A 14127-nucleotide genomic window follows, 5' to 3' on the forward strand; every position below is an offset into this window, starting at 1 on the left:
ACATAACAAAATCAATTATTTGAACCCTATAATTTCCTTGCATTAGTACAAGAATCATATAAATTTTCAACGCGTCCAGGCTATCCAGGCCAGACCTACTCATAGCGGATGCACAAACACTAAACAATGAGGGACTGCGTAATGTTAAGGCTGACAAAAAATGTTTCTTTAGACAGCAATCTAAACAAAATTTCCCATGGAGATAGTGTCTTCCCAATTACAGAGAAAGAAAAGCAACTGCTACTAGCGCTATGGGAGCATGCACAAGAAGGGAACATATTAAGTCGCGAACAATTGATTCAGTTAGTCTGGCCTGAGCGTAAGAATGGCGTCGAGGAAAGCAACCTATTACAGCTGGTCTGTAAACTACGCCGCACATTACGCTACTGTGAGCTGGGTGAAGCTATACATACCGTATATCGCCAAGGTTATCGCTTCATTCTGCCTAAAGAGGATGATGAGCAGATAAAGGCGGATGATAGTTGCTCTGAACAGAGCGTATTCCCCCTCCTCCCCTCACCTTCGCCCGATAAACCATCCAAACGACACAGAGTCCGGCGTGTTGCCTTTTTCATCACACTGAGCTTCTGCATTATATATGCTTACCAGATATTCATATCTATCACACAGGCTCCCCTTCTTGTTGATTTAGAGCAGCTTCCTGTCGATGGGGTTGAAAGTGTTTACGTAACCAGAACGATAAATGGATATGACTTATGTTTTAAAAATGAGAAAAATACCGATGAACATATGACTATAAGCTTCTAGCCTTATGGACACCTGCCGAGAAAAACCACATTAATACTGAGCAAACTATGCTGCACGTGTGACATCTACAAGCTTGCCTCACGTGAGGTGAAGCATAGTTAGCTCATCCATCTCATTCAACCACCTCCCCTCCCAATGCTCGAAGCACTTAAAGCCCACCCAACTAATAATTATATACAATATATAGATTGCCACTACACACATCGCGCCTCTACATTTTCCCAGGCCAACAATATAGAGGTGACAAAATGCTTTCCTTATTTAATGACATTAGCATTGTCTGCGCTGGGTTATTTGCCATTTCCATTTGGAGCGGCATTGTGGCCTATATCATTCATATACGAGACACCCATGAAAAAGCGTCATGCGCTTTGCTTATTTCTCAAATCTTTGTCTCCTGCTTTACAGGGATCCTGGGTGGGCTATTGGCATTGGATAACCATCTATCCATTCCCATTACCTTTAGTATTGCCGGGATCTCCGGCACCCTGGGTATCGCCCTATTAAAAGCCCTACAAAAGAAACTGCTATCGATTATTCAACGCTATACGCCAAAGGAGTCATAAGCATAATGACCTACACACTATCCAAACATGGCCTGTCTGCTATTAAGGCTTCTGAAGGTTGTAAGCTCAGCGCTTACCAGGACAGTGCCGGGATCTGGACCATTGGCTATGGCACGACAGGAAAGGTGAATGGCCAATCTATTAACCGTGGTATGGCCATTGACGAAGAGTGTGCCGAACGCTTACTGAGAACTTCATTGCTAACCTTTGAAAAAGATGTCAACCGCTTAGTGAAGTTTATTGGGTTAACCCAGAACCAGTATGACGCCTTGGTTTCCCTGATCTATAACATCGGTACCACTAACTTTAGCCAATCAACGCTGCTGAAGGAGTTGAATAAAGGAAATGTTCTGCAGGCCGCGGAACAATTTTTAGCCTGGTGCAAGCTGACTGATGCGAAGACGCGACAGAAAATCACCTCTGCCGGCCTACTTAACCGCCGACGGCTCGAGCGCGAGCTATTTCTGCTATGAGCTGGCTATTACGAAACTGGTCCTGCGCCCTGCTGGGCGTAGGAGCCATTGTCATCGGCGGACTATGGCTGCAGCTACGCTGTGAGCAGGCAGATGTTCGCACTCTGCAACAAGAAAATCTTTATCTGACAGAACAGCGGGATGAAGCCCAAGCACAGCTGGAGCAGCAGCTAAAAACCCTGCGCTTCTTCGATCAAATTACTCAGGCGACTGAAAATGCCAAGCTACAACGCCAACAACAGAGTGAACAGGTGCAATCCATTATTAAAACCGTGCTGGTTAAAGAGTCCTGCGCTCGGGAGCCTGTTCCTGCTGCTGTTGTTGAGCGGTTGCGCCAGCACGCCGAACACACTCACACCACCGCCTCCAATTCCGCTGCCCGCCAGCCTGCTGGTTGAATGCTATGGGCCGACTATCCCTTCAACCATGACCTACGGAGATAGCCTGATACTGAATGAGCAACTGCTCAATGCGCTGGAGCGCTGCAACCAGCAGATTCAGGGGATCAGGCGGTTAGAAACCTATCGCTCGTCCCACTGAGCAAATCCGAGCAGGTCCAAAGGTACTGATGGAGTTGCTTGTCTGATGCTAACTAAAGTAAGCCGGTGGTATTTTACTCAGGCTATAAACGACCTTAATCCGACCCTGCCTCTTTCTTGAGTATCAGCTGCTACCAACTCAAAACAAGCTCTACGTGCAAATATGCCAATATATTATCAACAACAATTACAAAAACCTCTTGCCACTTCAAGGCCTTTTCAAAGCGAAAATTCTGAATCTGCGCAATTAGGAAAAACTCAAACGCAAACCATTCCATCAGCCCTCCACTGAACAGCCAGTGTACTTTATAGAGAACAAATAATGTACCATGCCAAAGATGCTATAGAAGAGTCTCCTACCAAAACAAGACCTTCAAACAAAGATGACTCAGAAGAGTGGATGAGCGACGTTTTGTTTCGCTACAAAGAAGAAACAAATAAAAAAGACGGCTATTTATTCAATGAAAAAATGGCGAATTTTGTAGAAACAAAACTCAGAATCATAGAAACTCTGCAGCGTGCGAAGAAAACAGAAAGCACTGCCGAGAAAGTCAAACAAACGATAGAGAGCCACATGGATGATTTATTAACAATCATCCCCGAACCAGTAATAGATGGAATGACTGCAATTGAAAATAAGGGTGATATTAGAAAAAAAGAAGCATACAAAACACTTTCTATCGAAAATGGACGATATCACATCGACTCAAACTCTCTAGCGGACGGCTGGTTTTGCTATACTATTCTAATTAGCCGCCCCTGGGAGGTTAGGCTGGGGGAGCGCATAAATGGCGGACACACGGCCATCTCCAGAGGTGCAGCAGTTTATTATGCCGGAGAAATAGAGTTTGCAAATGGCAAACTTATCTCATGGAATAACTCAAGCGGCCACTATATGCCACCCGAAAACCTCCACAAACAAGTCCAACGACTTAAAGTAGGCCACCTACTCCCAGAAGACAAATTTAAAAACTACGGAGAATAGTTTTCACGAAGAGGTGTCTGGATAAAAATCGCTAAAAAAAGAGTTTATTTCATAGTGGACACCTCTAACTTACATGCCAAACCCTCTTAAACCCCATGCCCCTGAAAAATCTCTCAGTTTAGATTGACAACCATTAAACCTATCTCTATTGTCTCATGCACCTCTCAAAAACAAATGGGAGAGGTATTTCTCATATCCGAATGAGTGCGCCACTCATATGATCCAAGCATATAGCTATTAACTTCTCATGACCCTCGGGATAGAGCAATTCTCTTTGACTATCAAACACCACAAGAAAATTGTATTAAATTTCTGCACATCGTTTTTAATAGGCCTATTTCCAATAGCTTGCGGTATAGTCACCCTCCACTCATTGGCAAATCGAACATTAGAGCAACAATCCGAGTCGGTCGCCAAAGCAGCTATTCAACAGTTCAACTCTATGCTCGACAACGCCGAGGGAGCCACATCAAACACTTATCGTCTGGCTGGAAGCTCTTGTGACGATGTTCAGTTTCTGCTGAGAGAGCAAACTACTCAACGACTTTTTGTTCGAACAGTTGGGGTAACATTGAATGATAAATTTTACTGCAGCTCACTATTTGGAAGCTTTTTCGAACATATTAATTCAAAAGATTATGTAAACGGGCAGCTTTCTTTGTCACCTGGAAATGTAGCAACTCCTGATATCCCAGTATTAACATACCGAAAGAGCGAAAATGAAAAAGGCGCGCTTGCCGTCATTGATGGACGCTACTTGAAGGATGTACTTCAGTATGGGAGCAAAGGCAGTCATCCAGTCCTGATCGTGGGATCAAAATGGATGTCTTCCAATGGCCATGTATTTGCCGCAGAGCGCAAAAGGTACCCCGTAGCAGAAACACAGATCACCTCAAAGAAGTATGCTTTTAGTGTCGCTTCAGGATTCGAAAATGGGGAAGTTTTAAAATATATAGAAAAAAATTATATTGAATTGTTTGCAGTATTTATCTTCCTTGGCCTATCAACTGGTGGGGTCATCTACTGGACTCTCGGGCGCACCTCCCCGCTCTCCCAAGAACTAAAAAGAGCATTGAGCGCTGGAGAGTTCATTCCGTATATGCAACCCATCGTTAGTGCCGAAGACGGGACCTGGATAGGGGCTGAAGTGCTGATGCGCTGGAATCACTCTAGAGATGGTTTAGTGCACCCAGATCTATTCATACCTTACGCTGAACATTCAGGTCTTATCATTCCTATGACACAATCAGTAATGATGCAAGTCACTAAAAAATTAGCACCTATAAGCAAGAAACTCGGCAAAGGCTTTCACATTGGTTTCAACATAAGCAACCGTCACTGCCACGATCTTGAGTTGATTCATGACTGCCAACTTTTTTTAAACGCCTTCCCCAAGGATTCGATTACCCTAGTGTTAGAAATCACCGAGCGCGAAATCATTGAGCCAGGCGCAACCACCTATGAGCTGTTTGACAGGCTTAACAGCGCAGGAGTAAAAATTGCATTAGATGACTTTGGGACCGGGCACTCTAGCCTTGACTACCTTAGAAAATTCAAGGTTGACTATCTTAAAATAGACAGAAGTTTTGTATCGATGATCGGAATGGATTCGTTATCAACGCACATAATTGAAAGCATCTTGGAGTTATCAGAAAAAATAAATCTCTCAGTCGTTGCAGAGGGAATAGAAACACCAGAGCAACAGAAGTACCTAAAAGAGCGAAAAGTCAAATACTTGCAAGGATATTTGTATAGTCGCCCTTTGCCCCTTGATATATTCATTGAAAAACTCAACCAAACAGGCACAGTAAATTAAGTATTAGCGATTCATCAACCCCTTAGATGCCTCGCAGTGAGGGCAAGTACTTCATTAACTGCAACAATATGCTCTTCAATTTTCAAAATCAGTTTTTCAACAGCTGGCAAGGATTGACTCTGCGCACAAGCACTTTCCAGTTCCTGGCAACATTTTATTAACTCGGTAGCAGTTACAATAGTTGCCCCCCCTTTTATTTTATGGGCCAAACAAACTATTGAAGGATAATCGAAGGACTCTGTTAGCCCATGCAATATAGCCAAGTCCTTCTCATTATAACTAGCCAGACTTTCCAGAAGGCTCGCCACCATTCCTGGGTCGTCGCTCAACAGGTGCTTGATTCCATTTAAATTTATGACCTCCGCTGTCTCACCTCCCTCCCCCTGATCAGAACCCGAAATACTTTGTACCGCCAGTAGTTTTTGACTTAAATCTGAAAGACTGATCGGTTTAAACAAACAATCATTCATACCAGACAGCAAACAACGCTCCTTCTCTTCAGTTTGCGCATTTGCCGTAAAACCAAAAATGGTACAAGGAGCTAAAGCACGGCATACTTCATCATCACGAATAGCTTTAGCCAATTCATAACCGCTCATATTCGGCATGCTGCAGTCCGTAATAACAACATCAAAGTGGCTTGACCGCCAGATACTCAATGCTCTTTCAGCATTGTCAGCCTGGCTTACAAAACAACCAAGATATTCAAGTTGCCGGTTTAGCAGCAACAAATTTGCCATATGGTCATCAACAATCAATACTTTCAGCTTTTGAGTGGTTGCAATTTTGTTGTCCACATCAGGGACAGCTACAATCGGCAATGGATCCAGAGTCGTCAAATCCAGAGAAATTTCTACGCTTGTGCCAATACCCAAGGTACTTGTTAAAATCAGCGTTCCTCCCATTATTTCGCAGAGAGTACGACTGATCATTAACCCAAGACCCGCTCCATCTTTCCTAGCTCTTTCCGAGCCATGTACTTGAGAAAATGCAGAGAACAATTTCAATTGGTCCTCAGCAGAGATTCCAACGCCTGTATCACATATAGTCAGTTTTATACAGATTTCATTAATGCTTTTATCTTTAGAGGGTATGACATCAAGCAGGATCTCAACCTTGCCATGCTCAGTAAACTTGATCGCATTGCTCAGGAGATTAGAGATAATCTGTTTGAACCTAAGCGCATCGATAAGAACATCAGTCTGTAGCGTAGGATCAGTATCGAATAGCAACTGGATCCCTTTTTGCCGGGCCAGACCGTCAAAAACCCCAACTACCGACTCAATCAAGCCTCTTAGATTGGTCCGTGCGGGACACAACTCCATGAGGCCAGACTCGATGCGAACCACATCCAATATGTCCCCAATCAACCCCAGCAGACCATTCGCGGAATCGTAAGCGACTTCAAGGGCCACGCGGTCAAACTCTCCCTGATCAGCTTTCCTTAACGACATTTCCAACATTCCGATTACAGCATTAAGCGGGGTTCTTATTTCATGACTCATGGTAGCTAGAAACGTAGTCTTGGCACGACTGGCCAAGTCGGCTTGATCTTTTGCGAAACGCAAGTTTTCTTCCATTTTTTTTCTGTCTGTTATATCTATCCACCCACCAATTATGCCTTTAACAATCCCTTCGGAGTCATGATATGGCAAGATCCACTGATATATGTCAAGTACCTGATCTTTTGTGGGCACGTAAATACTGCGGTCGGACACGAGAGGCACTTGATCTTTCATCACGCGCTTATAATCAGCCTCATACTTGGCTGCTTCCTCCTTATTCACACCCGTGACTTCTGTAAGGCGTCTGCCAACTACATTGGTTCTGTCAACCGACAATGACTCCAGATAAGACATATTGCATATTACCAACCGCCCAGCTCTGTCTCTTACATAGATAGGATTTGGCGTTCCATCAATTAAATCCTGCATAAGCTTCAACTGATCACATAACTCTTTCTCTACCGCTATACGCCTAATCACTTGGCATCTGAAATAGACGGCCCAAGCAATAGAGATTGCTAATAACAACCCGAATAAAAAAATTAGCTCTATGATCAGCTTTCTATATCTCTCCCAAAAGCCCGAATCCCTCCGAGAATCAGCAACCCAATAATCAATAATCGAGTTTATTTTAGAGGCTGGTAGACTGACTATTACCTTATCTAAAATCGATCCCAATATTTTAGATTTATCCGACATAGCGAATGCAATACTTTCTGGTCCCTCCCCTAAAACCGTGACAACTTTCAACTCCCCCTTGTACGAGTTCGATATTTTATAGTCAGCCGCCATCCTATAATCTATTGCCGCATCAACCTTTTTTTGTACAACCAATGAAAAGGCTTCCGCCGTCGACGCTACTTCGACAAACTTTATACCTGGGTACTTATTTTTTACATACTCAACTGCTGCCCTATGCCGCACTGATGCGACTGTCCTCCCAAGAAGCCCCTCTAATGTTCTAATATTCACATTGCTTACATTTGAAACCAAAACCAAAGGATCAACTAGATAAGGCCGACTAAAAATCCTATTGAGCTCTCTCTTCTCATCGGAGGATTCAGCCCCGATCAAGTCTACTCTTCCCGACTCAAGGCTTTGTAACACATCCTCCCACGAATCTACTGAGACAAACTTGAACTTAATTCCTGTTTTGAAGCTGACTTCGTTGAGTAGGTCCTTGCTTACTCCTTGAACCAGGCCATCTTTTTTAAATAAAAATGGTGCGTTCCCAGCATCTACGGCAACATTGACTATCGGGTGCTTGCCTAGCCATTCTCTTTCAATCGCACTAAGCTCAATCCGCTGATCGCCGAAAAAATATACTCCATTGTGATCCCAGCGCCGAACAATAAGCATCTTCTCATTTAATGGAATAGCCTTTAGTGCTCGATCGACAAGTCTTTTTAGCCTTTCACTCCCCCTCAATAAAGCAAACGAAAAGTTCGAAACCTTCATCTTTGAAAAACCAGCAGGCTCTATATCTTTAAAAAAGCTATTGCTTGCCAAATAACTACTACTAACAATATCACCAAGATAAACATCTGCCTGACCAAAAACTACCGCTCCAATTGCGTTGCTTGTCGAAGTAAACAATTCCAATTTTGATTTTGGATAAAAACGACATACAGCCTCTAGAGGTAAATAGTGGTTCAGCATAGCAACTCTTTTCCCCTCGAGTTTGGAGTCAACCAAATGGCTCTCTCCTACCCGAGTGAATAGCACTGGCTGGTCATTTAAGTAAGAATTACTTAACACAACATCAGAATAGGCGACATCATAATTATTAGCGCCGCCTAGAATGTCAACCTCACCCAACTTGAGAGCTTGTATTGCCGCATCACGAGACCGATACTGTCGAACGACAATATCCACATTTAACATCTTTGCTATGAGCACTGCATAATCAGCGGTGATCCCCTCGTATAAAACCCCATTAACGCTCATATTCAACGGAGGATAGTCCGGGTATGAAGTACCCAAAACAATTCTCTTCTTACGGCTTAGCCAGAGCCTATCACTAGCTGACAAATCAACTTCAATATTCGCTGAAGATCTTCCCGATACCTGCAACTCCTTATAACTTAATCCCTCAGCCTTTGAATGACTCACAACACACGACAACGACAACGACAACGACAACGACAACGACAACGACAACGACAAGATGCTATTCCGTAAGCGCTTGTTGTTCATATTATACCATCTCGCTTTGCGACCTCGACCAAGTCAATCAGGTTATTCACTTTTAGTTTATCCATAATCCGAAACTTATAGCTACTGATAGTTTTATTGCTCAAACTCATGGCTTCGGCTATTTCCTTGTTCGAGGTTCCAGAAGCCAACTGCCGGAGAACTTCAATTTCTCGATCAGTGAGCCTATTGCAGGCGCCACTATTAGCACTATTATCAAGTACATTTTCAAATGGCAGATCTGGAAAGCAAGTATACCCTGCTTTCATCGCAGCCAATGCGCCGACCAACTCATGCATACCCCCGGTTTTACAAACAAACCCTGCAGCACCGACCCGGATACAACGTGGTAGAAAAATAGCTGCGGGCTGAGCGGTCAATACCAAAATTTTGACGTTTGCGCCTTGAGCTTTCACCCTTTCAATAACAGCCAGGCCATCCAGATTTGGAATGCCTATATCTAGAATCATTAGCTGAGGAACTAGCTCGCGATTCATTCTGAGGGCATCAACACCATTATCTGTTTCGCCAACAACCAAATACCCATTCTGCTCCAATACCATCCTAACCGCCATTCGTATGGCTGGATGATCATCAACAATCAATACATCTCTCATTTTGCGCTCCCATACAACTGACACGCACAGCTCTGGCGCCCAATTGAAAGTGTTACTGATTTTCCTAAGGGGGGGCAGATCGACATCTTCCAGCCTTTCTTTGAACTGACAAGCCCTAAAATTAAAACCTTACTTCATTGACTAATAAAAATCTCTTTCTCTCCATCTTAATTCATGCACGGCTCCGCTCACGCTTAATAATACTCCACCGTATAGTCAGTTAACACCTTCATATACCGCAAGAACATTCACTCTGCTTCTTGTAGCGTACCTCGCCATCTCGACACTCACTAGGAGGCGATTCTTTTTCAATATACACCCCCTGACTCGGCCCGACAAAAACTTATAACTTATCAGCACATAAACTCCAAACCAGAGACTTTCTTACCTACTAAAACTCTGCCCCCTAAGCAAGAAGTATTTTTCCAGGCCATTTTTTGTTGAGGAAATTTCTGCAACTATCTATAGAGCATTCCTCAGCTAGACAGAGAAAAGCCCCACTGAATCTATTCGAGCTCCTTACGACAATTACCCCTCCTTGAAACATGCGGTCCTATGCGGAATGCAATTTATCAAGCGATTAAAGCCCAACAGATTTCAGAACATTTCACAATTTGGATAACGTTATGAGAAAAAACTCTCTCAAGCCCCTATGTACCGCACTTATTCTTGCCGCGAGCTCCGAAGCGGCCATAGCCGCTGATGGCCAAATCAATTTCATCGGGAGTGTTTCCGACAACACTTGCCCAGTGGTTGTCAAAGACCTGAACGGTAGTGTGGCTGGTGATGTAGGCCTTGGCACTGTGCCCGCCACCTCCTTGGCCAATTCTGGCGATATTGCAGGCGGTGGTGCATTCACGATGACCATCGACACAACAGCACCAGGGTGCAGCGTGACCGGTAAGAAGGCAGTGGTTAGATTCCAGAGCCTAAGCGGTAGCGCCGGCTCCAGTGGTCAATGGATCGGCATCACTAAGGATGGTGGCAAAGAAGCCAACAACGTTGCCTTGCAGATTAAAGACGCTACCGGTAAGGACGTTCAACTGGGCCTGGCCTCCGAGCCATATTTGGATCTGACCCAACCTCTGCGTTTCACCACCAACTACATTGCCACCGGCACAGCTACAGCAGGGTCTGCCAACGCCAAAGCTTCGTTCACCGTCGACTACCAGTAACCCTTTAAGTCTTGTTGATGGCAGCACTCAGACTGCCATCACATTACCTTCGGCGTTACGCCGAGAGCGACAGAGAATAGTCAAATGAAACTTACCACCCTATTTTCCTTAGGCAGGCCAGCGTTGGTATTGCTGCTAAGTACGTCGTTGTTCAGCAGTCTCAGTCAAGCCGGCGTCATGCTCGGTGGTACACGAATAGTGTATGACGGTAGTAAGCGTGATGCGTCTATCACTGTCAGTAATACCACTGGACAGCCTTATGCGGTGCAGGCCTGGGTTAACACCGAAACCGATGACAACAGTACTCCGACACCGTTCATGGCCACACCACCACTGTTCCGCCTAGACCCACGCAAAGAGCAAATCGTACGCATCCGTAAAGTACCAGGTGCCTTACCAGAAGATCGAGAGTCAGTATTTTATTTCAATGCCCAGGAAATTCCCGTTGCCGGTACAGAACACGGGAACACCTTGAAAGTCGCTTTGCGTACGCGAATCAAACTCTTCTATCGCCCCCCAAAGCTCCAGGGCTCGTCCATGGATGCGCTTCCAGAGTTGCGCTGGAGCCTGGTTTATAAGCAAGGCAAAACCTTCCTTCAGGTGAATAATCCTTCACCGTTCCATGTGTCATTCATAGGCGTGCAAGTCGTTGCCGGCCAGCAGAAGATCGAAGTGCTCGAACCCAAGATGGTCGCCCCGATGAAAAGCCAAAGCTACCCATTGCCTGGCTTCAAGAACAATAAGGGTGAAGTGATCTTTTCCGCGATCAACGACTACGGCGGTTATAGCAAACCACTGCATGTACCGCTTACTTCCGCTCCGTAAAGCACCTTCTACTACGCCATTTCGACCTTCTCAGTGAATCAGCTCACCGCGTTCAAGGTGGGCTTCGTTTTGAGTATTGTTATGCGAGTCGTTGTTTCGGTAATCAGTCTCACGACACCCTCTTTTACCCCGACCCACCTGTGTGCCAGCGTCATAACGGCACTACTTGCTACGGGAGCATATGCGAGAGAACCAGCCAAGTTCGATTCGGACTTCATGCAATCACTTGGCGCAACTTCCACTAGTCCCAAGCTGGACCTGGATGCCATCGCCAACAGCAGCATTGCTCCCGGCACCTACTCTGTCACGATTCGCTTGAACCAGAGTTTTTTCGACCGTCGAGACATGACGCTAGCCAAAGACCCGAAAAGCGGCGATGTGCGGCCATGTTTGTCGCCAGCACTCCTCAAAGAACTCGGGGTCAAGCTAGAGGCCTTCATCAAGCCAGGTGAATTTCTGCCTGAATGCGTCGACCTCGAAGCCCTGATCAAAGACGCCTCAGTGAGTTTTGACCCTCACCGCCTGGCGCTGGATATCAGCGTGCCGCAAATCGCTTTGCGTCGGGACGCCGCCGGTTATGTCTCGCCTGAAGAATGGGATCGCGGTATCAATGCGGGGATACTCAATTACCAGTTCTCTACAGCCCAAACCAGAAGCAACACGCGAGGTAGCAGCAGCCAAACCAGCCTATATGCCAACGGCGGTTTCAATCTTGGGGACTGGCGCTTTCGTTCCAGTTCCTCATTCCGTCAGGACAGCCAAGGTTCAAGCCTCTGGCAACGCAGCAATACTTACGCACAACGGGACCTCACCAGCATCAAGGGTACATTGTCGCTAGGTGAAAGCTTCACTCCCGGCGATATGTTCGACAGCGTGCCGTTTCGCGGGATGCAATTGGCATCGGATATGGCCATGTTGCCGGACTCGATGCAGGGGTATGCGCCAATTATTCGGGGTATCGCTGAGACCCAGGCAAAAGTCGAAGTCAGGCAAAATGGCTATTCGCTATACACCACTTATGTTGCGCCAGGGGCATTCGAAATCAATGACTTAAACACCGCCAGTGGTAGCGGTGATTTGGAGGTGGTGATCACCGAGGCTGATGGTCGTGAGCGGCGTTTCACTCAACCTTACGCCACCCTTGGCAACATGCTGCGGGAAAAGACCTGGCGCTACAGCTTGACCCTTGCTCAATACAACTCGGCCAGTGCCGGCTATCGACCAATGTTCGGTGAGGCTTCGCTGGCCTATGGCCTGCCATACGACCTAACCCTCTACGGCGGCCTGCAGGGCAGTGATTTCTATCGCGCCGGTGTACTCGGTGTTGGTAAAAGCCTCGGTAACCTCGGAGCAATTTCCCTGGACGTTACTCAGGCACAAACCGAGCTCCCAAAAGACGTGGCTACCAGGAACACTACGAAAAACGGGCAGAGTTATACCCTGCGCTACGGCAAGGCATTCGATAGCGGAACCTTTGTGCGTTTCGCCGGATATCGCTACTCCACCGAAGGCTATCGCGACTTCGGCGAAGCGGTGGAGCAACAGCAAATCAATGCTTACACGAATATATCCAAACGCAGCAGGATCGAAGCCAGCATCAACCAAACGCTGGGCAACATTGGCTCCCTGTATCTAAACGTCAGCCAACAGGATTACTGGGGCACCTCCCATGAACAGAAACAGATGCAACTAGGCTTCAACACCCAATACAAAGGCATAACCTTGGGCGCGTATGCCAGCAAAACACTGGTGGACAGTTTTGGTGAGACCAACCAGGTAGTGCTCACCCTGTCGATGCCTTTGGGTCAACGCAATACCGGCACCTTCAGCCTTACCCGCAATACCGATGGTACGCTCGATCAGCGAGCGGGCTTGAGTGGCAACAATGGCAACCTGAGCTACAGCATCGATACCAACCGCGCACGCAGTCGCGGCAACACTGGCTCAGCACAAATCGCCTATCTCGCTCCATTCGCTCAACTGGGTGCCGGGGTCAGTACCGGTCCAGGCTATAAACAAAGCTCGATCAGCACCTCCGGCTCTGTATTGGCCCACAGTGACGGCATTGAGTTTGGCCAAAACCTGGGGGAAACCGTCGCCCTGGTGAATGTCAAGGACACCCCAAATGTCGGCCTGCTCAATGCTCCTGGTACTTTGACCAACAAAAAAGGCTACGCAGTAGTGCCGTACTTGACGCCTTATCGCAGAAACCGGGTAGCGGTGGACACCAGTGAACTGGAAAGCAGTGTCGATATCCTCGAAGGCGTGACGAATGTGGTGCCGCGTCGCGGTGCGGTGGTCAAGGTATCTTTTACGGCCAGCCGATCGGAGAAAGCTCTGCTCAATATACGTTTGCTAGATGGTTCGCTGCTGCCATTCGGCACGACTGTGTATAACGAGAAAGGCATAGATGCAGGGGTTGTCGGGCAGGCCGGACGAGTTCTGCTTTCGGTGGGCAGCGGCAAGACTTTCACCATGAAGTGGGGCAAAGGCCAGAGGCAGCAGTGTGAAGTCCAAGTGGATATCGACAAGACGCCAAGCAAAGACGGCTATCGGGTGATGGATGCGTTGTGCCGGATAGACCACTGATCTTTTACCCTAATTGCAATTACCGGATGATCGACATTTAACATGAAAGGCTCAACTGAAGCCCATTCAACATCTT

General features: G+C 46.4%; 12 protein-coding genes. 10 read left to right on the plus strand and 2 right to left on the minus strand.

Going from position 1 to position 14127, the window contains the following annotated elements:
* Window positions 1-141 precede the first annotated feature (141 nt).
* The 7 genes from AC07Y9_RS04680 to AC07Y9_RS04710 all read left to right on the plus strand — a co-directional run bounded on the left by AC07Y9_RS04680 (window position 142) and on the right by AC07Y9_RS04710 (window position 5147).
* Window positions 142-768, plus strand: a complete 627-nt coding sequence (locus AC07Y9_RS04680; protein ID WP_087092645.1) for a winged helix-turn-helix domain-containing protein — start codon at window positions 142-144, stop codon at window positions 766-768.
* 248 nt (window positions 769-1016) lie between these two features.
* Window positions 1017-1334 carry a phage holin family protein gene (locus AC07Y9_RS04685; RefSeq protein ID WP_087092644.1) on the plus strand — a complete coding sequence of 106 codons (318 nt, stop codon included), beginning with the start codon at window positions 1017-1019 and terminating at the stop codon, window positions 1332-1334.
* 5 nt (window positions 1335-1339) lie between these two features.
* Window positions 1340-1807 carry a lysozyme gene (locus tag AC07Y9_RS04690; protein WP_087092643.1) on the plus strand — a complete coding sequence of 156 codons (468 nt, stop codon included), beginning with the start codon at window positions 1340-1342 and terminating at the stop codon, window positions 1805-1807.
* The gene (locus tag AC07Y9_RS04695; RefSeq protein ID WP_087092642.1) at window positions 1804-2205 is read left to right on the plus strand and encodes a DUF2570 family protein; all 402 of its coding nucleotides are present in this window, start codon (window positions 1804-1806) and stop codon (window positions 2203-2205) included. Before AC07Y9_RS04690 ends, AC07Y9_RS04695 begins: the two co-directional genes overlap by 4 nt.
* Window positions 2129-2347, plus strand: coding sequence for an Rz1-like lysis system protein LysC (lysC, locus tag AC07Y9_RS04700; RefSeq protein ID WP_441346734.1), 219 nt, complete (start codon window positions 2129-2131; stop codon window positions 2345-2347). Before AC07Y9_RS04695 ends, lysC begins: the two co-directional genes overlap by 77 nt.
* A gap of 321 nt (window positions 2348-2668) precedes the next feature.
* Window positions 2669-3331: a hypothetical protein gene (locus AC07Y9_RS04705; RefSeq protein ID WP_143481924.1), complete on the plus strand. Its 663-nt coding sequence runs from the start codon at window positions 2669-2671 to the stop codon at window positions 3329-3331.
* Between the two features lie 274 nt (window positions 3332-3605).
* Complete coding sequence (locus tag AC07Y9_RS04710) at window positions 3606-5147, plus strand: EAL domain-containing protein (RefSeq protein WP_256580992.1); 1542 nt, start codon at window positions 3606-3608, stop codon at window positions 5145-5147.
* A gap of 14 nt (window positions 5148-5161) precedes the next feature.
* On the opposite strand, the gene AC07Y9_RS04715 is transcribed toward AC07Y9_RS04710, so the two are convergent.
* Together AC07Y9_RS04715 and AC07Y9_RS04720 are read right to left on the minus strand one after the other, a co-directional pair.
* The gene (locus AC07Y9_RS04715; RefSeq protein WP_102680946.1) at window positions 5162-8848 is read right to left on the minus strand and encodes a transporter substrate-binding domain-containing protein; all 3687 of its coding nucleotides are present in this window, start codon (window positions 8846-8848) and stop codon (window positions 5162-5164) included.
* Window positions 8845-9462: a response regulator transcription factor gene (locus AC07Y9_RS04720; RefSeq protein ID WP_087092721.1), complete on the minus strand. Its 618-nt coding sequence runs from the start codon at window positions 9460-9462 to the stop codon at window positions 8845-8847. Before AC07Y9_RS04720 ends, AC07Y9_RS04715 begins: the two co-directional genes overlap by 4 nt.
* A 626-nt stretch (window positions 9463-10088) precedes the next feature.
* Between AC07Y9_RS04720 and AC07Y9_RS04725 the strand changes: the two genes are divergently transcribed.
* The 3 genes from AC07Y9_RS04725 to AC07Y9_RS04735 all read left to right on the plus strand — a co-directional run bounded on the left by AC07Y9_RS04725 (window position 10089) and on the right by AC07Y9_RS04735 (window position 14051).
* Entirely contained in the window at window positions 10089-10637 is a 549-nt protein-coding gene (locus tag AC07Y9_RS04725) for a fimbrial protein (RefSeq protein ID WP_087092639.1), read from the plus strand.
* A gap of 84 nt (window positions 10638-10721) precedes the next feature.
* Window positions 10722-11462, plus strand: a complete 741-nt coding sequence (locus tag AC07Y9_RS04730) for a fimbrial biogenesis chaperone (RefSeq protein WP_087092638.1) — start codon at window positions 10722-10724, stop codon at window positions 11460-11462.
* 33 nt (window positions 11463-11495) lie between these two features.
* Entirely contained in the window at window positions 11496-14051 is a 2556-nt protein-coding gene (locus AC07Y9_RS04735; RefSeq protein ID WP_256580993.1) for a fimbria/pilus outer membrane usher protein, read from the plus strand.
* The last annotated feature ends 76 nt before the right edge of the window (window positions 14052-14127 follow it).

It is taken from the genome of Pseudomonas sp. GW456-L12 (assembly GCF_059424045.1).